Here is a 20,829-nt window from a genome sequence, read left to right as displayed (position 1 = left end):
GCTGGACAGAAAAGTGGTGGACGCGTGGTCAGCGCAAGTTGCTCATTTGCTGGTGCATCAGTACGTAGACGTCCTCCCGTTTCTGGTCAAGCAGCCGGTCGTTGAACTGCGGTTGCTGGTTCAGTTCTGAGTTCCGGCCGGAAAGTACTTCCCGGAGTTTGCGGAGCATGGCGTTCACCTCCTTTCGCTTCTGGCTGGTAGTGCGGCGTGCTGCGCCGGCGTCGACGGCGGTACTGCTGTTGGGTGTCACGGGCGGGTCCTTGGTCTTCTGGATAGAAAGGGGACGGCAATTCGGGCATGACAAATAAAGCCATTTGAATTGCTCAAAGAATGGCCATGAATAGGCATAGAAATGCCAGGAGTAAAGAAATGAAAATCCGCAAAAAGCGGCAAAGGGCCCCCGAAGCGGTAGCGCCGCAGATCCCAACAAGAAGCAGGGTTCCGAATTATGGGGGTGCTGCGCAACCGCGTGGTTCCGCTACATCAGACCGCCGTGGCCGAGAAAATCCCCTTAGGAAGGGGATCGGTTTCCTGCTGACGCTCCACTGGTGCAGTCACCGGGAGCGTGAGGATCAGGAGCGGGCGAATCCGTGAAGAGGGCGCGGGTCAGCAACGAAGGCCGGGAACGCGGTGATGGTCAGCTTCCATCCGCTAGTCAAAGTAATCATTTTCCCAACCTCCTTTTCTGCTCTGCCGTTGCACCAGCTGACTGGCCGGACAACGCGCGCCGTGACCCTGGCAAGCCGCACTGGGGTCAGAAATAAAATTACACCAAGAATGCCGAACTTGACTACTTAATTCTCAAACAAATTCGGGAGTCACCGGGAATCTATTTTTAGAGGCCCCAGCGGACAATGGCAGGAGTCCGTTTGTCCCAGCCGAGTGTGCACACTTTCGCGGTGCCGAGAATGAAGTGCCGGCCCTCTTCCGGGGCGAGTTCGAGCCACCGTGCCGTGAGGATCCTCGAGAAGTGGCCGTGGGCCACGATCAGGACATTGTCCAGGCCCGACTCCAGGACCCGGGCCACGATTTTGTCCGCCCGGGCAGCCACGTCACTCAGCTTCTCCCCGTGAGGAACTCCATGTGTCCAGATCAGGTACTCCGGGTTGTCCTTGCGGATCAGGTCCGAGCTGATGCCTTCGTAGTCGCCGTAGTCCCATTCGACGGCCAGCGGTTCGTGGACGGCATCGGGGAAGCCGGCGAGTTCCGCGGTACGGCGTGCACGGCGCAGCGGTGAAGTCAGCACGAGGTCGAAATCCACGCCGTCCAGGATCTTGCGGGCCTCAACCGCCTGCTGTTCGCCCTCCACCGTCAGCGGAAGATCCGTCAGCCCCGTGTACTGGCCGCTCTTGGACCATTCGGTTTCACCGTGCCGCAGTATCCAGAGCTGGGGACGGGCGATGTTGACGGCGTTCACTTAGGACTCCTCGGTTGGGGAAGGTTCGACGGCGGCGGGAGACTTTGCGGGGTCCGGCACCGCAGGGCCCAGGGCGGCGGACTCCGGCGCTTCGGGAGCTGATTCGGGCTGCTCGGCCCACCAGGCACGCAGCCGGGACTCTGCAACGGCCGCATCCAGCGGTCCGTGCTCCATCCGTTCCTCCAGCAGGTACTTGTATGCTCTTCCCACAACAGGTCCGGGTTTGAGCCCCAGCAGGGCCATGATCTGGGCACCGTTCAGGTCCGGCCGCACAGCCTCCAGGGATTCCTGCTCACGCAGTGCCTCGATCCGCGATTCCAGATCGTCGTAGGCGAAGGACAGCCGCTCGGCCTTGCGCTGGTTCCGCGTGGTGACGTCCGAGCGGGTCAGGCGGTGCAGACGCTCCAGCAGGGGGCCGGCGTCGGTGATGTAGCGGCGGACGGCAGAGTCGGTCCAGCCCGCCTCTCCGTAGCCGTAGAAGCGCATGTGGAGTTCCACGAGGCGGGCGACGGCCTTGATCGTGTCGTTGTCGAAACGGAGGGTCTTCATCCGCTTCGCGGTGAGTTTGGCCCCCACCATGTCGTGGTGCCGGAAGCTCACCGCGCCGCCCGGTTCGAAGCGGCGCGTAGCCGGCTTCCCGACGTCGTGCATCAGCGCCGCGAACCGCAGGACGAAATCCGGGCCGGGCACCGGACCGTCGAGGTCCGTTTCCAGGGACGCCGCCTGCTCCAGGACCTGGAGGGAGTGCTGGTACACGTCCTTGTGGCGGTGGTGTTCGTCGGACTCGAGGCGCAGGGCGGACACTTCGGGCAGCACGAACTCGGCCAGGCCGGTGTCCACCAGCAGGTCCACGCCCACGCGCGGGTGCCTGCCGGAGATGAGCTTGACGAGTTCATCGCGCACTCGCTCGGAGGAGATGATGCTGATGCGTTCGGCCATCTGCGTCATGGCAACCCTGACGTCCTCATGAACGGCCACGCCCAGCTGGGACGCGAACCGCGCGGCGCGCATCATGCGCAGGGGATCGTCAGAAAAGGATGCCTCGGGGGCGCCGGGCGTGGCCAGCACGGAGGCGTGGAGGTCGCGGACGCCGCCGAAGGGATCGATCAGCTCCATTGACGGCAGGCGGAGGGCCATGGCGTTGATGGTGAAGTCACGGCGCAGCAGGTCATCGGTCAGGGAGGAGCCGAAAGCCACCACGGGTTTGCGGGACTCCGGATCGTAGGCCTCGGCGCGGTATGTGGTGATCTCGATCTGGAAGCCGGCCTTGCGCATGCCGATCGTTCCGAAGGCGCGCCCGATCTCCCAGAAGTTGTCGGCCCACTTCTTGATCAGCGCGACTGTCTGGTCCGGCGTGGCGTCAGTGGTGAAATCAAGGTCAGGGGACGTGCGGCCCAGGAAGAGGTCGCGGACCGGTCCGCCGACGAGCGACAGCTCATGGCCGGCATCCACGAACCGCTGCCCGAGCTCCAGGACCACCGGGTCCACCTGGAAGTCGACGGTGTGGAGATCAGTCTTTTGATGTGCGTGCGCCATAGTTACTTAAGCTTGTCAGAAAACCATCCCCAACCACACCAAATCGCGGTCATTGCGGGACGGCACCGGGAAAGTCCGTCACATGCAGTCCACCTGTAAGTCATGTTCCGGTCATCACGACGGGGCAAGAGTCGTTAGAGTGGACTTCATGGCCCATCCCGTACCGAGCGCTCCCGGCAGGAGGACGAACCCACCGTTGCCATCGGCAATAGGTGCCCACGTCGCGCCCGCCCCGCACTCGGCGCCGGCCTCCCTGCCCACCGTTGAGGAAATCTCCGCCGGCGGCGTCGTGGTGGACACGTCCGACGGCGAACTGAGGGTGGCGATTATCGCCCGCCTTAACAGGGGCGGACGGCTGGAATGGTGCCTGCCGAAGGGACATCCGGAAGGCCGGGAAAACAACGAAGAAGCCGCTGTCCGCGAGATCGCCGAGGAGACCGGCATCGATGGCATGATCCTGGCCCCGCTGGGCAGCATCGATTACTGGTTCACCGTCAGCGGGCACCGGGTTCACAAAACCGTGCACCATTATCTGTTGCAGGCCACGGGCGGCGAGCTCACCATCGAGAACGATCCTGACAAGGAAGCGGTGGATGTCGCCTGGATTCCCATTCACGAGCTTGCCCGCAAACTGTCCTTTCCCAATGAGCGCCGCATCGCGGACCTGGCCCGGGAAGTCCTGCCCGAGCACCTCTGACGGGCGAGGCCCTCGTGCCGGGACCGGCGAAGGTTACGGCGTTCTGCGCCCGCGGGTGAGACGATGAAGACGATGTCAGCAGCCAACCCACCTTTCGAGCAGCCCGCGCAGCCAGGCGAAACACCTTCCGGTGTGGCGCCCGCCAGTGAGGCTGCTTCCAGTGCCGCCCAGCCCGGAGGGGCTCAGTCAGGGGGCGCTCAGTCCGGAGGCGCCCAGCCCGGGGAGGCGCGCTCCAGCGCCGTCATGGCCGCGGGCACCTTGGTCTCCCGGATCCTCGGCTTCGGCAAGACCTGGATGCTCACCGCCGCCCTCGGCCTGGGCTCCACGGTCAATGACACGTTCATCAACGCCAACAACCTGCCAAACCTGATCTTCCTGCTCGTTGCCGGCGGCGTGTTCAACGCTGTGCTGGTCCCGCAGATCATCAAAGCCAGCAGGGCTCCCGACAGGGGAGCGGAATACATCAGCAGGCTACTCACGCTGGCTGTCCTGGTCCTGTTGTCCCTGACCCTGCTGGTCACGCTGCTGGCCCCCTGGGTCATCGAACTGACCACCCAGGGTTACTCGCCGCAGCAAAAGTCGCTGGCTGTTGCCTTCGCCTTCTGGTGCCTGCCGCAGATTTTCTTCTACGGCCTGTACGCCCTGCTGACCCAGGTCCTCAATGCCAACGGCGCCTTTGGGCCTGCCATGTGGGCGCCCATCTTGAACAACATCGTGGCCATCGCGGGCCTCGGCATGTTCATCTGGATTTTCGGCGCCAACGAGGTCAATCCGCATTCGCTGGACAACTGGGGCGACTCCCAGACGTTCTTTATCGCCGGTTTCTCCACGATCGGAGTGGTCGCCCAGACGGCCATCCTGCTGATCCCCGTGTTCCGGCTGAAGCTGGGACTCCGCCCGCGGTTCGGCTGGCGCGGTGTGGGACTCGGCCACGCCGCAAGGCTGAGCGTCTGGACGCTCCTGACTGCCGCGGTAGGGCAGTTGGCGTTCCTTTATGTCATGCGCATCGCCACCATTCCCGGCACCGAGCGGCTTCGCCTCGAGAAGGCGAATGACTTCGGTGCCGCCGCCATGCTGCCCGGCAACGCCGTGCTCGAGGTGGCCAGCCAGCTGTACCTGCTGCCGCACTCCATCATCGCGCTCTCGCTGGCCACCGTACTGTTCAACCGGATGACCCGGGCCTCCCAGGAAGGGAACCGTGACGAACTGCGCAATGCCCTTTCCCAGGGCTTGCGGACCATGGCGGTGGCGACCGTTTTCGGAGCGCTGGCGCTTTTCGCCCTGGCGGGCCCGCTGGGCATGTTCTTCTCCGGCGGGCGCCCCACGGACGGCGTCCTGCTGGCGCAGACCCTCACCATTTTGGCTCTCAGCACGCCGTTCATGAGCGCGAACTTCATGATGTCCCGCGTCTTCTATGCCAATGAGGATGCCCGGACCCCGTTCTACATCCAGCTGGTCCTAGCCCTGGTCAACGTTGTGGCAGCGTTCTTCATCCAGTTCCTGCCGTACAACCAGATCATTTTCGCGATCGCCATCCTTTACACCGCCGGCAACATCCTGTCCGTGATCGTGAGCGCGTTTTTCCTGCGCCGGCTCCTGGGGCACCTCGACGGACCACGGATTGCCAACTCCTACATCCGCATGGGCTATGCCGCCCTCGGTTCGGCCGTGGCCGGCGTGGGTGCACTGTGGCTCCTTGGCAGCTATAGCCCCGTGGGCTTCGCCTGGAGCAGCCGCCCGGCCGCACTGGTCACTATCGCCGTCGTCGGGCCCATCATGCTGGCCGCTTATCTGCTCCTGCTGAAGCTGTTCCGGGTCACCGAGCTGCGCGACCTTCTGGGGCCGCTGCTGGGACGCCTTGGCCGTGGCACGGGCACCCCGGCGGCAGGAGCCCCGGCAGCCACGACGGCGGCCGCGGCGCCCGCCGGTGCGGCTTCCGGCGGCGGCGCTGCTGCGTCCGCTGTAAAGCGCCCGACGCCGGAACGCGCCACAGTCTCCCTGGACACCGGCCTGATTCCCAGAATCTCCGGCGAATTCGATGCGGCTTCGTTCCGTGCCGGGCTGGCGCCCCAGCCGGAACCGGAGCCGGCAAACCATGGCGGATCCGCGGACGAGGCCCCCTCCTACTTGCCGGAGGAGGACGTGCCCAGCACGGCCCGGGGGAACGCGCTGCGCGAACAGATCCCGCTCCCCGGACGCCGGACGTTCCAGGGGACAGCCGGCCAGAACCCATATTTCAAGCGCGGGCGGAAGAAGAAAAAGTGACCGCAGGGGGATTCGTCCAGCCCTGTCTCCCGCGGCCGTTGCACAGCATCGGCTAGGATCGAAAGAGAACAAGGGTAGTTGCAGGTCAGGGATCAGCCGGCTTGCTGGAGGTCTTCCCACGGTGAGAAATCGCCGGGCCGCGCAATTCCCGGACAGCCTAGGAGGAACACGTGTCCCACCCGATCGATGTCGGATCAGTAGTTGGCGGCCGCTACAAGGTCACGGCCACAGTACTGACCTCGCATGACCAGGATCAGGTGCTGGACGGTGTCGACCAGGTCCTGAACCGCCCGGTCAGCATTCTGGTGGCTGGCCCCCACAATGCGGACCAGGTCGCCCAGAGCGCCCGCGAAGTGGCCACCGGCGAACGTCCGGGGAGCGTGCAGATTCTGGACCTGGGCGTGAGCGATGCCACCACTTACCTCATCACCAACCATACTTCCGCTGCTGATCTGCTGGATCTGGTGGTCGCTTCCAGCCCGCCGTACGTCGAGCCGTTCTTCACGGACACCCTGGGCAGCGAGATCTTCGGCCAGGCCCGCTCGCACGAACCGGAAACGTACGACGACGACGAAGAGGTCGACGCCGGCTACATCAACTACGGCGACAACCAGCACAGGCAGTCCGACCAGTACCGCGCGGCTGTCCCCAGCCCTGCGGCCGGACGCGCTCCGGCGGGACGCGCTCCGGCTGGCACCGCAGAACACGGAACGGGAGCGCCGGCTCCCACTGCGCCCGTGCGCAAAGCCCCCGTGGTTCCTCCGCTTCCGCCGGCCCGTCCGTCCGCCAGTCCTTCTGCCGGAGCCGCTGCGGCCGGGGCTGGAGCCGCTGCAGGCGTAGCCGGTGCGGCCGCCGCCGGGCAGGGCAGGCAGCAGTCGGGTGCCCCCGAGACCACCGCTCCCCAGCCCGTCCAGCGTGAGAACGTGGAACAGGCGCTGCTGCAGCGTGAGAGCAATCGCTCCGCGAACGCGGGATCCGGCTCACGCGACAACGCCGGTCCGGGAACGGGCCAGGACGCCCCCAAGGTGTCGCTGTGGTCCGAGGACGATTACGACCACGCCCCCGAGAACCAGTACGCCGACGACGACGAACAGCGCGAAGCTGACAGGCGGGCGGGGAATTTCCCGGACGTGGCAAGGACCAGCAGTGTTCCCGCTGCAGGCGGCTACGACTACGACGATGACGACGACGAGCCGCAACGCGAACCCCGTTCCATGCGCTGGCTCGTCGGCGGCCTGCTGGCTGCGGTGCTGATCGTCGGACTCATCTTTGCCGTGACCAACCTGGGCAGCCTCTTCAAGACCACGCCGCAACCTGACGCAACGGCAGGGTCCACAGTGCCGCCGTCGTCCGCTCCGGCGTCCGGTACCGGAACACCGACCCAGAGCACGGCTCCGGCAGCAGGACCGCCGGCCGTTGAGAGCATCACCCGCCAGGGCAGCTTCGATTTTGCTTCGACCTACGACGCCGATCTTACGAAGACTTTCGACGGCAACGCGGCGAGCTACTGGTCGGACATGGAGTTCGCCACGGACAACTGGGGCGGCCTGGCTCCTGACGGCGTTCCCCTCGTGGTCAAGCTGAAGGGCCCCTCCAAGGTCTCCTCCATAACGTTGAACCAGTTGGGTGCATCCGGTGGAAGCATCAGCGTGTTCACCAATGACCGCCCGTCCCTGGACGGCGCCAAGCAGGTGGGTTCCAACAGCTTCACCTCGCCGGATCTCACTATGCCGCTGGCTGAACCCGTCACGGCGCAGTACGTGATCGTCACCATCAAGAGCCTGCCCAGGCTTGCCGCACCAAAGACCCGTTACGGGTACGGCCTGCGGCTTGCCGAAATCAAGGTTCAGTAGGCAGTTTCGTAGGCAGTTCCGTAGGCAGTTTCACAGGCCCGGCGTTCCGGGGCGCCGCATTGCTGTGGCGGCCCTGCTGTGCCCGTCCTCGCCGTCTGCTGTTCGAGGTAACAGGAAGGCCTTGACACTCCGCAAGACGGTAACCTTGGGGAACGTCTTGTGATGGTGTGTGCGTGGAGGCCCTATGTGCCTTCACCGGGCCTCCACCACGTCCGGAATATTAGGCACCGTCAGACGGTTGTGCCATGTGGCCGGCCGCAAGGCTGGCGCATCGACTAAGGAAGAGGTTCACCGTTCAGTGAGCAACGCAGAAAACAGCGCGTCAGAAGTACGTGATGTCATCATCGTCGGCTCGGGTCCGGCAGGCTACACTGCCGCCGTGTACACGGCACGCGCCAATCTGAAGCCACTGCTTCTGGCCGGTTCCGTCACAGCCGGTGGCGAGCTGATGAACACCACGGACGTCGAGAACTACCCCGGTTTCCCAGAAGGCATCATGGGACCGGACCTGATGGAGAACTTCGAAAAGCAGGCTGCCCGCTTCGGTACGGACATCCAGTTTGAGGACGTCACGGCCCTGGAGCTCGACGGCGACATCAAGACGGTCACCATCGCCACGGGGGAGACTTTCCGGGCACGAGCCATCATTCTTTCCACCGGTTCGGCGTACCGCGAGCTTGGTCTAGCCAACGAAAAGCGCCTCTCGGGCCACGGCGTGAGCTGGTGCGCAACCTGCGACGGTTTCTTTTTCAAGGACCAGGACATCGCCGTCATCGGCGGCGGCGACTCCGCGATGGAGGAGGCGCTGTTCCTCACCAAGTTCGCCAAGTCCGTCACGGTCGTTCACCGGCGCGACACGCTGAAGGCCTCCAAGATCATGGGCGACCGCGCCCAGGCCCACGAGAAGATCAACTTCGTCTGGAACACGGCCGTTGAGGACGTACTGGGCGGGGACAAGGTCACCGGCCTGAAGCTGAAGAATCTGATCGACGGCTCCGAATCCGAACTCGACGTCACCGGCGTCTTCGTCGCCATCGGAAACGATCCGCGTACGGAACTGGTCAAGGACACGCTCGAGATGACGGACGCGGGAACCATTGCGGTGGAGGGCCGCAGCTCCCGGACCAGCGTCAAGGGTGTCTTCGCCGCCGGCGACGTCGTGGACCCAACCTACCGCCAGGCCATCACGGCTTCCGGCTCGGGCTGTGTCGCCGCGATCGACGTCGAACACTACCTCGCTGACCTTCACGCCTGACCGGCGCTGACCACCGTTCGAAGAGAGAGACAAGGGTTATGAGCAACGCAAAAGACGTAACAGATGCAAGCTTCAGCACGGACGTGCTGGCCGCCGACAAGCCGGTAATCGTGGATTTCTGGGCAGAATGGTGCGGACCGTGCCGCAAGCTCGGCCCCATCCTGGATGAGATTTCCGTGGAGTACGGCGAAAAGGTGAACGTCGTCAAGGTGAACGTCGACGACAACCCCGCCATCGCTGCCGAGTACGGCATCACCTCTATTCCGGCCGTGTACCTGTTCCAAGGCGGCGAAGTGAAGAGCACTGTCATCGGCGCCAAGCCGAAGCAGTTCTTCGAAAAGGAATTCGCGGACGTCCTGTCCTAGTAGCGTCGAGCTGCACTTCGCAAGCGGCGGTTGCCGAGCTGCGGTGCGCATCTGACACCGAAGGCAGACATGCATGCGGCCACCACTCCAAGGGAGTGGTGGCCGCAGTCGTTTGCACTGGGGCTCGGGCAATGCGTCTTTGTGCCGGGGCATGTTTGTGCGGGGCCCTCGTTCTGTGCAGGGGCTTGTTCTATGCCGGGCCTTGTTGTGTGCAGGGCTCTTGTTTTGTGCAGGGGCTTGCACAAGGCGCTGGCTGAACTGGCTTCGCGGCGGACATGGCAGGCGTTACTGCATTCGCGGACCAACGGTCGGAGCAAGCTGTGATTGGCGAGCCTTGGTGGACGCTTGCACTGGTCACCTTGGACGCGGGTGAATTTTCATCCGCGAGCGTCCTTTTGCGGCCCGTACTGCGCTAATTTCCATAGCCCCAATACAAGTGGTGGGAGCTCCGCCCGGCCGCGAACGTTTTTGCAAACAATATGGGTTTGGCGATGAAGCAATATTCCCGGAGATGCGCCAGAGGGGCTGGAAATTCATCCGTGAGCCCTGGCAGTGGTGCCAAGGGCCCATTTAGACGCCGGTCGCGAGGCCGCGAACTGATCCGTCCTGGTCAGAGACCAAGGATGCATAGGCACGGTTCGTTTCACGTGAAACATCGGGTGCCAAGCCCGTGCCCTAATGCGAGTGTGAGACCACGCTGTAGAGATCTGATCATTCCTCAAAAGGACGGTGCGACCAATCACAGCCTCGAGGCGCTACCCGGGGTCCATCAGCTAGGGCGCATGTTCATTCGCTCGGCAGTGGCTCTGACAGCCGCCCCTCTGCGCTCTTCCGTGTCACACGGAAGTTTTTGGTGCCCAAAGAAAGCTCCTCGCTTTGCCGCAGCCATCCGACCTGCACGGGTCGGCGAGCACGCTTCGCCAAGTCCATCCGGTCGGCTGGCTCGTGGCAGACCACCACGGCGTCGAAGCCCGGAGGGCAACATTTCGAAGGGCCAGCGGCCATACGCTGCCTGCAGTGGATGGCCCCTCATGGCGCCCGGGACGACACCGGGATTCTTGCATGACGTCCGCACGGGCGTAACACCCAACGACCATCAGGCGCAGAGCGCGAAAGCGCGGTCAGCGGGCGCTTCATGGATCTTCTGAGATCCACCGCGAGGGCGCCACGAAAGAGAAATACAGCATGTGGCCCGAAGTGTTTCACGTGAAACATGCGGGTCGGAGGCGGCGGCAGTCTGCTGTAGGCGTTCTTCTTCCGCTGGACCTCCGCGACGGGCAGGTTCCGCGAAGGTACGGCACTGGAGATGCACAGGTCTACGGAATCCGCTCAGCCGCTGCCATCAGCCCAACTTCCCAGGCTTCCGCGGCATCAACAACTACAGATCTTCCTCATTGCAACCGCGAAATTCTCGCCCCGCGCCGCTAGGCAAATATGAAATGAAGCGGTCATAAACCTTTATAGTATGAAATCGGATGTGCCAGGGGGGCCTGCAACTTGGTGCAACTGACGTCGCCTCAAGCAAACATGAAGAGCGATGCGCGGGGAGGCTCAACTCGCGCCGCCTCGCCCGTACTGGTGCAAGCACCGGACCTGCGGCCTTGCGCTATCACGCCACTGCGTCCCCATGGCTACTGCGCTCACGAAATCGGCGGTGCCGGCACGTCGTAGGCCCCGGATTGCGGCTTTAACATTTTCCGCCCCTCAGGCTCTCCAAGTTCAACCCATGAGCCAGGACCCGTGGCCATGACACCAGGCGTGACGGACGAACCATCTCTGTGCGGTACAAGCCATCGGAATAGCGTTGCTGACTGAGCCGAGGCCATCTGGCATGATCCGGAGGCTGAAACCCCAGGGAACCCGAACGTTGCGTCCTTGTCTGCCTCCAAGATGTGGCTACGAGCGCCCTAGACTCTGACGATTCAACGTTGCGATCCGTATTGCTCCTTCTAGGTACCTGGAGATCCAGACCCTGTGGAGCCATTCACAATCGAGTCATCGCAATACGCAGCAGTGTGCCGATAATGCCTGCGCTAGGAGGCCCGTCGGCGACGACCCAAGTTCGCGGGCCATCCAAACTCATTAGCCCACACCTCATCCCACTGAGGACCAAATGGTGCCCGGAACGGGCCCAGCGAGCCTCGGTGTTCTGCTCTAGTCAGCGTGATCATCGCTCGGGTCTTCGAACCGTGTGCGTGCGGACGGGCTCGGGGGAGTGTATGCCTGCCTCAGCTAGGGAATGGGCCAGTTTCACGTGAAACACATGGCAACGTCCCGTGGCGGCTATTGGCACCATAGCCATGTCGGCTACTGCTCGTAAAGTGGAACCCTGCCTCCGCCAGCGCCATTTCTCCAGTGCTACCCCTCGCTGCGTGCCGCCGGCCTGGAAGATCCCACAGGCGACGATCGAGCGCCAACGAGTCGACCCAATACGCTGTCGATGGAGCGGCAGGGGGCTGGCTGGATATACGTCGACGCCTTCCGGGAGCGTTTAGCCAGGGCACACGCCCCTCCGTTGACCGGCAGCAGGCCTCAATCCTGTAGGTGCGCCGGTCACGTTTCACGTGAACGTGACACTGCGCTGTTTCACGTGAAACGGTCTCTGCTACCTCAGCCCCCGATTTCGATCACGCCACTGACTCCGGAATGGGCTCCTAGTCGCCTGGACTGTGGCTGCGTCAGCAGACCACCCGAGCTACGCCAAAATCCTCCGAGCCCGGCATAGCCCAGAGGGCGCCTCTATCAGACCGTCGCGGCGCAGCCCGCAACAGCCGATCAAGGGCGTAACCACAAGGGCCCATGGGAGCCTGCATTATTCCATAGGGAGATAGGACGAAGCCCCACGTGTGGTGTGACTGAGCCCTTCAGCTCCTACGGCATGATGCTTCTCCCTGTCTAGACGCGATGCCGCGACGCTCGCGGTGAGGCCGGACACCGGCCCACGCTTCATCGCCGGTTCGGTCCAGTGTTTGAAGTACGACCTGGGCCACTGTAGCTGCGCCCTACTTGGCGCTTGGGTGCCTGAAACAACGGACAAAACATATCTCCTCCTTGCACTGTCTCAGCCGGCCTTATCTCTTATGCGAGCCGACCGCCGAGCTACTAGACGCCACCGACCGTCGTGCGACGACTGATCGTGCCTGCCAGAACGATGGTTGGGCCGGAGCGAGGTGCGTCGGGTTCATGAGTCCGACGATGCTCATGGGTGTGTCGCTGGACGATCGCTCTCGGGCCCGGCGCATCCACAGCGGCAGCCTCCGATGACTGGCCGCTTCTTCTCGCGCGGTCCGCACGGCGCTCTACCCAGCCCCTTGTTGGCTTGGCGGAACATGGCCCGCGCGTATAGGGGCACTCGTGGCGCTGTGACTCATCAGTCGCCAATCGGTGTCTCAGACAGATGGATTTCGGCAGCACGCGGCCGGGTGTGAAATCACGACGGGAAGGACAAGCTTCGGAAAGGCCACCCCGGAAATAGCGGCCATACCCACCCTTGTCACCCACTTTCCCACAGGTCAGGCTTCAGGTTATTCACAGACTTATCCACAACGGAATCCACAGGCTTTTCCACAGTGGACTAGCATGTGACTTTCCACACTATTGGTGGGCGCTAGGAAACCGGTCCAGTCCCGCGCCAGAAGCTCAGGCTGCTGTTCCCGAAATGGACGAGCGGCGAAGTGTCCGTCCAATACTTGAGCCTTGTCCGACACCCTGTTAGTAAACTGAATCGGCTTAATTTCACCCCGTTTTCCCCGACGAGCGCCGTTCTGGAGGACTCCACATCTCCAGTCTCGCGTTTCACGTGAAACACGATGACGAAAGAAGAATGCCGCCTGCCGCGCCGACGTCGTTCTCAAGCCGAGCTGGAGCCATGAGTGGTGCGACCCGGCGTGCGAGCCGGTCAAATTGCCAACAGAGTTATCCACAGCTTTATCCACTGTGATATCCACCGCACTATCCACCGGACTGTGGGCAATTCTCATCACATCAACGCAGGGCACCACGGCCCTACCGAACCGTCTCTTCTAGTTCCGGGGTCACGCGTGCTACGAATCCCAGCTCGAGAGTTCGTAGTCACTGCAACGGGTGATCCCGGCCGCCGCGGTTCAATGCCGGCAACGGACGCCCGTCCTTCGATAGTCTGACGGCCGAATGTCGCGACCAGGGCCGTCGCCGAAGCGGAGCGACGTCAAGGACAGCTGGCGGTCGTCAGCTCGGGGAGCCGAACTCTGGATGTCGCCTAAGTCTCAGCAACGCGCGTCCGAACGGCTGGGAACGCTCTCTGCCCAGTTGCTGCCCTTGGCAGAAACAGCCCGAGGAAGGCGGGGGAGCAGACATGTGCAGTGTGTCGTTATGCCGTCCTGCAGAAGAGACAAACGTGGCTCACGCGGGTACCTACCCGCAGTGTCTCTGCGAACCGACCGCAGGTTCTCAGCGACCGCAGCACCCATCGTTTCACGTGAAACAGTGGAAGCACTGCGCCGCACTGCCCTGCCTAGGCTGTAGTAAGAGCCAAAGGTGAGCCGACGACACCAAGCGGTCGTCAATACCGTGGGCGGTCGCCAGGGAGCCGCACGGCACGGTTCCGTGGCCACCTGGATCCACCTGGAGCTGGCACCTGGCACGTGGCACACCCTGCCTGGCAGTGAACCCGCCCTCTGCAACCGCGCCTGCAGCCAGCCTCACCTATGACTCTCAGGCCTGCGCTTCAGCATGTTGAGGACGCCTGTTCCATTGCCTCCTACGGCTAGGGCCATCAGCGATCGTTGTGCACGCTTGACCAGCAGGCCTTTCGGCCGGCGATCCGTTTGCCGCTGGACACGCGACAGCTCACAAGTAGTCAGAATCCTGGACCTGCCATGAGGGGCATCATCGAGGACTCCGCTATCGCCGATCATCCGACCCGGCTCCCTAAACTTCCATACCTCCCCTTGAGCGCATGGCCGGTTGCCCGTGAATCGAGTCCAGCCGACGACTGCGCCAATCACATCCTCCGCCAACGGCCAGCACCGGGCTCCATGGCTGCCGTTCTGGGACGGGAGCATGACCGGCAAGCGTCTGTTGAGGCGGCCCCAACCGACGTAGAAGTGGTGTGCGGGCATCGCAAGGATCCGGTGCATCGCCGGCTATGCAGAACAACGGCACCCTCCCACCAATGGTCATTCCGGGCGTCGGCCTTTGCCGCACCGAGCTTGCGTTGCAGCTGGGGGTCCTGCGCCCAAGTCAGGGAACGCAAAAGCGGGCTTGGTCTCCTGTTTGAGGGCGGTGACCACACACGAGGCATACGTCATGAGTGGCCACAGGCTTCCACACATTGGCACACAACGGCACACGACAGCGCACGATGAATGTCGCACAGACTTTCTGTGGTCAGACTTTTATACGGGCAACGGCTGCCGCGCGTTGCACGGCTGAAGCTGCAATCTGACAAAGATTGGCAAACTTTGGGCCGACGGACCGCTACCTGCGTGGTCGCCATGGGCAAGGAGCAAAGTGCCGCGGTCCTCCTCGGAAAGTCGATTTCACTCCCAGCCTGGGCGTTTCACGTGAAACAATCCGGGGACTGGCGAACATTCACCCCTGCCGCAAGACAGGCAGGAAACCCGACCGGACCGGATCCGCGGTAGTGCGCGAGATCCTGCCAATGGACGAGCCCCTATCCGCTGCTTCGGACTGACTGCCCGATCTTGCAAGCCGCCATCAGATCACATTGGCTTCTCGAACCCCACGGGTTCAATACGAGAAGAAGACGCAGATCCGTGTCGGCGGAGCACCCAGGTCACCACCCGATCATGTCCCTAGTTCGCTGAATGAATACCATGTAGCGTCCCCCAGCCCCGGATCGTACAAAATGAACGTTCCGGTAGAGCGCACCTACCGCTAAGCAACTTGTCGTCCGCCCGAAAAAACCCAAAAGGCGCCCCAAGGTGCCGACCCCCGAAGCAGGTTCCCTGGATCTCCGCCAGACCCCTGGTAAGCCGCCCCCTACCCGATGGGGCGAGGAAGACACCGCCCCTCACTCAGGGACCGCGCTAATCCGCGTGGACGCATGAAAACCCGTGGCCAGCACACGTTCCATGCCCCGTGACCGTACGCAACCGAAGGGAGACAGTCGCGTCTGAGCACTGACAAGTACATTGCCACTGTTCAATCCTCTGCTTCGCTACGAACTCGTCTCAGGGGAGGGCGCCCACCCGCACCGGAGTTGACCTACCCTGGCTCCTCTACTGCAGCACTCGCGGTGAGTACAGCTCGCAACCCGATGGCGACGCGGATTCAAATTCAGCCTCTATGGTCACGGCCCTCGCTGCGGTCAATGCACACGAATTTCAGGCATCGCACGGTTCAGTTCGCAAATCCAACCGCACAGGGCCGACTGTCCAGCCGATCGACAACTTCCCCGCAGTGCCGGCGCAGGGGTGTCCGCCGTGGCATGCGGATTGCAGCTATCTCGGTTCGTCGTTCCATCCAAGCAGAAGCGGTGTGCCCCAGTCCTAAGCCAAGTCATATGCCGGAAACCGTAAGCAGTTCGGATACCGAAAGCAGTTTGCGTGCCGCTCCTCGAACACCGGAAGCACTTGTACTCCGCCCGCCAAGGACTTCGGCCAAAGGAAGAGGGCCCGTTTCACGTGAAACGGGCCCTCGAAAGTTCGCAAGTTCCTAGTTTTCAGCCTTGCGACGGAAACTCTTAGCCTTCGGCCCCGGGGGCCAGAACATCCATGATTCGGTTGAGATCTTCCACGCTGGCAAACTCAATGCTGACGCGTCCCTTCCGGGCACCCAACGAGATCTTCACGTTGGTGTCGAGGCGATCCGACAGCGAGGAAGCGAGGTAATCCAGACGTTCATGGCGGGCACCTGGACGGGGAATATTGTTCTTCGACTGCGAGGCAGGCTCGCGGTGAAGAGTAACAGCCTCTTCGGTGGCCCGGACGGACATGCCCTCGGCCACGATCTTCTGGGCAAGGCGCTCCATTGCCGCTGCGTCCGGCAGAGACAGAAGTGCACGGGCGTGCCCCGCAGAGAGAACGTTTGCGGCCACCCGCCGCTGCACCAGCGGCGGAAGCTTGAGCAACCGTAGAGTATTCGACACCTGGGGGCGCGACCGGCCGATCCGGTCAGCGAGCTGCTCATGCGTCGTGCCGAAGTCTTCGAGGAGCTGCTGGTAGGCCGCAGCCTCTTCCAGCGGGTTCAGCTGGCTGCGGTGCAGGTTCTCGAGGAGTGCGTCCCGGAGCAGGTCGTCATCAGTGGTGTCACGGACGATTGCGGGGATGGTATCCAGGCCGGCGGCCTGAACCGCACGCCAGCGGCGTTCACCCATGACCAGCTCGTAGGGTTCACCACCCTTTTCGGTTGATGTCCGCACCACAATTGGCTGGAGAACGCCTATTTCGCGAACTGAGTGAACCAACTCGGCCATGTCGTCCTCATCGAAGACAGTACGGGGCTGTTTCCGGTTGGGGTGAATGTCGCCCACGGGGATCTCGGCAAACCGCACGCCCGGAACCTCGACAAGCTCGACCTCGTTGCCGGCTGCACGGGAAACCGCGGCAGGCCTTTCGTCTGTCCCATCAGCAGCTTCAGCCTGAATCTCATCGGCCGAAGCGTCACGGCTGGTCTTCCCGTTGGAGGACGCGGCGGCTTCAGCCTTCTGTCCGGGAGCGCGTCGCTTGTCCGGCGTCTTCTCGGTCACCTCTTCGGCCCCGGCAGCCGCCGACCCACCAGCAGGGGACCCAGCGGATGAACGCCCGCCGGCGGCTTTCACCGGAGCGGCCTTGACCGGCGCCTCCTCGGAGTGCGAATCGGAAGCGGCAGAAGCCTTGGTTCCAACGGCTCCTCCGGCAGGCGTCGTCGCAGAAGGTTCAACTGCGGGAGCAGCATCTGCCGGCACAGTCTTGCGCGCTTCCGGAAAGAAGAGGTCCACGGGGCGTGACGGCGCTGTTCCGCTACCCGAAGCGTTTGTCGAGGCGGAACTTGGAATGAGTGCGCCAAGACCGCGACCGAGCCCGCGTCGCTTATCGCTCATGGATAAATCCCTCCATTGGAAGAGCCCGGCAATGCCTGGCTCCGGCTGTGCAGTGTTTGGAAAATTCTAGCGTTCAGCGATTTCCGCTGCGGCTTCCAGATAGGAAAGGGCGCCGCTGGAGGATGGATCGTACGTCATGACGGTCTGCTGATAGCTGGGTGCCTCGGAGATGCGCACGGAGCGCGGAACAACAGCGCCCAGTACCTGGTCCGGGAAGTGCTGGCGCACCTCAGCGGCGACCTGCGCGGCAAGATTTGTCCGGCCGTCGTACATGGTCAGCAGAATGGTGGAGACTTCCAGATCAGCGTTCAAGTGCTTCTGGATCATCTCGATGTTTTTCAGGAGCTGGCTGAGGCCCTCCAGCGCATAGTACTCACACTGGATGGGAATGAGGACCTCGCCCGCGGCGCAGAACGCGTTCACCGTCAGCAGGCCGAGACTCGGCGGGCAGTCGATGAAGATGTAGTCAAGCCGCTCTTCGCCCTTTTTCTGGCGAGACTTGGCGTAAACGTCAATTGCGCGGCGCAGCCGCTGCTCCCTGGCCACAAGAGACACCAGTTCGATTTCGGCACCCGCCAGGTGAATGGTCGCGGGGGCACAGATCAGGTTGTTGATGTCGGGGCACGGAGCCACGACGTCCTCCAGCGGCACATCATTGATCAGGACGTCGTAGATGCTGTCGACCTCGGCATGGTGCTCGATGCCCAAGGCGGTGGAGGCGTTACCCTGCGGGTCAATGTCGATCACCAAGACGTTCAGCCCGGCAGCCGCCAACGCGGCCGCGATGTTGACCGTCGTGGTGGTCTTACCCACGCCGCCTTTTTGGTTTGAAACCGTGAAGACGCGCGTTTTCTCGGGTTTGGGGAGGTTGCGGCCCAGGAGCCTTTCCCGGCGCTTGTTCTCGTGCGCGAGCTCGCGGGCGATGGGGCTTGAATCGTCCAGGGTGTCCAGCACGTTCGCGCTGGCAGCTGTTTCACGTGAAACCTTCGAAGCAGACACCGCAACCGAATTCAGGTGATTCGATCCCGTAGCGACCGAGGGTGCACCAAAGGTGCGTGCCGACCCCAAGGACACGAACGGGGGAATCCGCTGCGTGGAGGTTTCGCTACTGGTCACTGGGACACACTCACTCTCGTTCGGCTTTTGCTGCCGTTCTCTAGCCTAACCGCTACGCCCTCAAGACCTGTGGCACCGGGCCTGGACTAGGCGATCTTTCGGCTCTTCTTCACTACAATTCGCACCACGGTGGTGGGTTCCTCCAGCAGATCCTGCCCAACGGTCACCACGGAAGTCTGCACGCCGCCGAGCTTGCGGATCACCTTGGCGGCCTTCTCAATTTCCTCGGCGGCGCTACGTCCCTTGATGGCCACGACTTCGCCGTCGCCATCCAATAGCGGAATGGTCAGGCCAGCCAAATTGCTCAGCGCCGACACCGCCCGAGCGGTCACGACGTCAGCCTTCACCATCCCGACCGCCAATTCAGCCCGGGTGCGCATAACCGTAACATTGCTCAGTCCGAGATCGTCAACGACCTCCTGCAGCCAGATGACCCGCCGTTCCAGCGGTTCAATGAGGGTCAGCTCCAGATCCGGGCGGGCGATGGCCAGGCACAGGCCCGGCAGGCCAGCTCCGCTGCCGACGTCGGCCACATGGCTTCCGTGCGCGATTTCGCTTTCAATAACCGCACAGTTCAGGACGTGGCGTCCCCATAGGCGCGGTATTTCCCGCGGCCCGATAAGTCCACGCTCGGTTCCCGACGTGGCGAGGTGCTCAACATACCGCTCGGCCAGGCCAAGGCGGTCACCGAAAATCTTTTCCGCTGCCTGGCGCTCGGCCGCCGTTATTTCCACCATCAGTAGACCAGCCGGCGATTCAGTCGGCAGAGACGACGATGTGCCTGCCGGCGCCTTCGCCCTCGGACTCGCTGACCAGTCCCAAATCGGCAACGGCGTCGTGCACGATCTTGCGCTCGTAGGCACTCATCGGCTCAAGCGCTACAGCCTTACCGGTTTCCTTGACCGAGGCCACGGCATCCTCGGCGATCTTCTGCAGGTGTCCCGCGCGCTCCTTGCGGTACCCGTTGATGTCCAGCACCAAACGCGACCGGTTGTCCGTTGCGGAAAGAACCGAGAGACGGGTCAGCTCCTGGAGTGCTTCCAGTACTTCGCCGTCGCGGCCAACCAGGCTCTCCAAGCCAGCAGACTCTTCCTCTGTGACGATCGAGATGTACGTCCGTCCGTTGCGGACCTCGATGTCGATGTCGCCGTCGATGTCGGCAATGTCGAGCAGTTCCTCAAGGTAGTCAGCTGCGACGTCGCCTTCTTCTTCCAGACGGCTCGCAGACGTACCCTTACCGGCGTTCCCTGCCTCGGCGGCGTCGTCCTGGTCTTCGCTGACATCAGCGGAAAGTGCGTGCTCAGAGCTCTCAACAGACATTACTTCTTCTTCCTGTTCTTACGTTGTGGCTGAATGCGCTGGCTGCGGGCTTGCGCAACCGCAGCGGCGGCAGCGGCCTCAGCCTCGGCGTCGACTTTCTTGCCACCCAAGATGGGCAGGGCCGGCAGGCCCTTGGCGGCACGGCGCTCGGCGAGGGCCTTCGCGGCCGGGGATCCCGGCGTCGGCATGCGGCGGATGACGAAGAACTGCTGCGCCATGGTCCAGAGGTTGGTGGTGGTCCAGTAGATGAGGACACCGATGGGGAAGTTGATGCCGCCCACGCCGAAAACGATCGGCAGGATGTAGAGCATCATCTTCTGCTGGCGCATGAACGGGCTGGCCATGGCCTCTTCGGACATGTTCTTGGCCATGATCTGCTTCTGCGTGATGAACTGCGAGGCCGTCATGGCCAGGATCATCACGATCGACAGGATCCATACGGACGTCAGGTTTCCTTCGCCGCCGTGCAGAAGTGAAGCGGACAGCGTGGCCCCGAAGATGGTGGACTCATCGAACTGCACCACCTGCTCGTGGCTCATCGCGCCGATGCCGAGGCCCTGGTCACGGGCCGTGCTGATGCCGGACAGCACCGTGAACAGCGCAAAGAAGAAGGGCATCTGGATCAACATGGGGAGGCAGGCGGAGAACGGGTTGGTTCCGTGCTTCTTGTACATGGCCATCTGTTCCTGGGCCATGGCCTGGCGCGACAGCTGATCCGTCTTGCCCTTGTACTTGTCCTGGAGCTTCTTCAGGTCCGGCTGCAGCAGCTGCATGCCGCGCTGCGCCTTGATCTGCTTGACGAAGACGGGAATCAGGGCGGCACGGATCACCAGCACGAGCCCGATGATGGACAGCGTCCAGGTCCAGCCGCTGGCGGCGGGCATCCCAATGCCGCTCAGGCCCTCATGGAAGCCCACCATGATGATGGACACAAGCCATTTGAACGGAAACATGATTGTTTCAAAGAAGTCCATACGATATC

13 protein-coding genes are annotated in these 20,829 nt (G+C 62.9%); 5 read left to right on the top strand and 8 right to left on the bottom strand.

The window, feature by feature from the left end:
- Positions 1-28: 28 nt before the first annotated feature.
- The 3 genes from CXQ90_RS11615 to CXQ90_RS11605 form a co-directional block, all read right to left on the bottom strand.
- A complete protein-coding gene (locus CXQ90_RS11615) occupies positions 29-250 on the bottom strand; it encodes a hypothetical protein (RefSeq protein ID WP_104139300.1) in 222 nt (73 codons plus the stop codon).
- Positions 251-835: 585 nt separating this feature from the next.
- Positions 836-1,417, bottom strand: coding sequence for a histidine phosphatase family protein (locus tag CXQ90_RS11610; protein WP_104139299.1), 582 nt, complete (start codon positions 1,415-1,417; stop codon positions 836-838).
- Positions 1,418-2,953, bottom strand: a complete 1,536-nt coding sequence (locus CXQ90_RS11605) for a CCA tRNA nucleotidyltransferase (protein ID WP_104139297.1) — start codon at positions 2,951-2,953, stop codon at positions 1,418-1,420.
- A 148-nt stretch (positions 2,954-3,101) separates the two neighbouring features.
- Here CXQ90_RS11605 and CXQ90_RS11600 point away from each other — a divergent pair, with 148 nt between their 5' ends.
- From CXQ90_RS11600 to trxA, 5 genes are all read left to right on the top strand, one after another.
- Positions 3,102-3,650 (top strand): NUDIX hydrolase, encoded by a 549-nt coding sequence (locus tag CXQ90_RS11600; protein WP_258064502.1) that lies wholly within the window; start codon positions 3,102-3,104, stop codon positions 3,648-3,650.
- 72 nt (positions 3,651-3,722) lie between these two features.
- Positions 3,723-5,915, top strand: a complete 2,193-nt coding sequence (murJ, locus tag CXQ90_RS11595; protein WP_104139294.1) for a murein biosynthesis integral membrane protein MurJ — start codon at positions 3,723-3,725, stop codon at positions 5,913-5,915.
- Between the two features lie 170 nt (positions 5,916-6,085).
- Positions 6,086-7,768 (top strand): ABC transporter substrate-binding protein, encoded by a 1,683-nt coding sequence (locus CXQ90_RS22405; protein WP_181038538.1) that lies wholly within the window; start codon positions 6,086-6,088, stop codon positions 7,766-7,768.
- Positions 7,769-8,066: 298 nt separating this feature from the next.
- On the top strand, positions 8,067-9,023 hold the full coding sequence (gene trxB / locus CXQ90_RS11575) for a thioredoxin-disulfide reductase (RefSeq protein WP_104139289.1): 957 nt from the start codon (positions 8,067-8,069) through the stop codon (positions 9,021-9,023).
- A 38-nt stretch (positions 9,024-9,061) separates the two neighbouring features.
- The gene (trxA, locus tag CXQ90_RS11570) at positions 9,062-9,388 is read left to right on the top strand and encodes a thioredoxin (RefSeq protein ID WP_003800194.1); all 327 of its coding nucleotides are present in this window, start codon (positions 9,062-9,064) and stop codon (positions 9,386-9,388) included.
- Between the two features lie 6,685 nt (positions 9,389-16,073).
- Here the strand turns inward: trxA and CXQ90_RS11565 are convergent.
- The 5 genes from CXQ90_RS11565 to yidC form a co-directional block, all read right to left on the bottom strand.
- Complete coding sequence (locus tag CXQ90_RS11565; protein ID WP_104139288.1) at positions 16,074-17,411, bottom strand: ParB/RepB/Spo0J family partition protein; 1,338 nt, start codon at positions 17,409-17,411, stop codon at positions 16,074-16,076.
- A gap of 66 nt (positions 17,412-17,477) precedes the next feature.
- Positions 17,478-18,527 carry a ParA family protein gene (locus CXQ90_RS11560; protein ID WP_104139286.1) on the bottom strand — a complete coding sequence of 350 codons (1,050 nt, stop codon included), beginning with the start codon at positions 18,525-18,527 and terminating at the stop codon, positions 17,478-17,480.
- A gap of 86 nt (positions 18,528-18,613) precedes the next feature.
- A complete protein-coding gene (gene rsmG, locus CXQ90_RS11555) occupies positions 18,614-19,264 on the bottom strand; it encodes a 16S rRNA (guanine(527)-N(7))-methyltransferase RsmG (RefSeq protein ID WP_104139285.1) in 651 nt (216 codons plus the stop codon).
- A gap of 19 nt (positions 19,265-19,283) precedes the next feature.
- Positions 19,284-19,847, bottom strand: coding sequence for a R3H domain-containing nucleic acid-binding protein (locus tag CXQ90_RS11550; RefSeq protein ID WP_104139283.1), 564 nt, complete (start codon positions 19,845-19,847; stop codon positions 19,284-19,286).
- Complete coding sequence (yidC, locus tag CXQ90_RS11545; protein ID WP_104139282.1) at positions 19,847-20,821, bottom strand: membrane protein insertase YidC; 975 nt, start codon at positions 20,819-20,821, stop codon at positions 19,847-19,849. The genes CXQ90_RS11550 and yidC overlap by 1 nt, the downstream gene beginning before the upstream one ends.
- Positions 20,822-20,829 lie beyond the last annotated feature (8 nt).

The organism is Arthrobacter sp. ZGTC131, from assembly GCF_002929275.1.
GTDB lineage: Bacteria > Actinomycetota > Actinomycetes > Actinomycetales > Micrococcaceae > Arthrobacter.
Note: the sequence above shows the minus strand (reverse complement) of the source record. Positions and strands in the feature narration are given on the sequence as shown.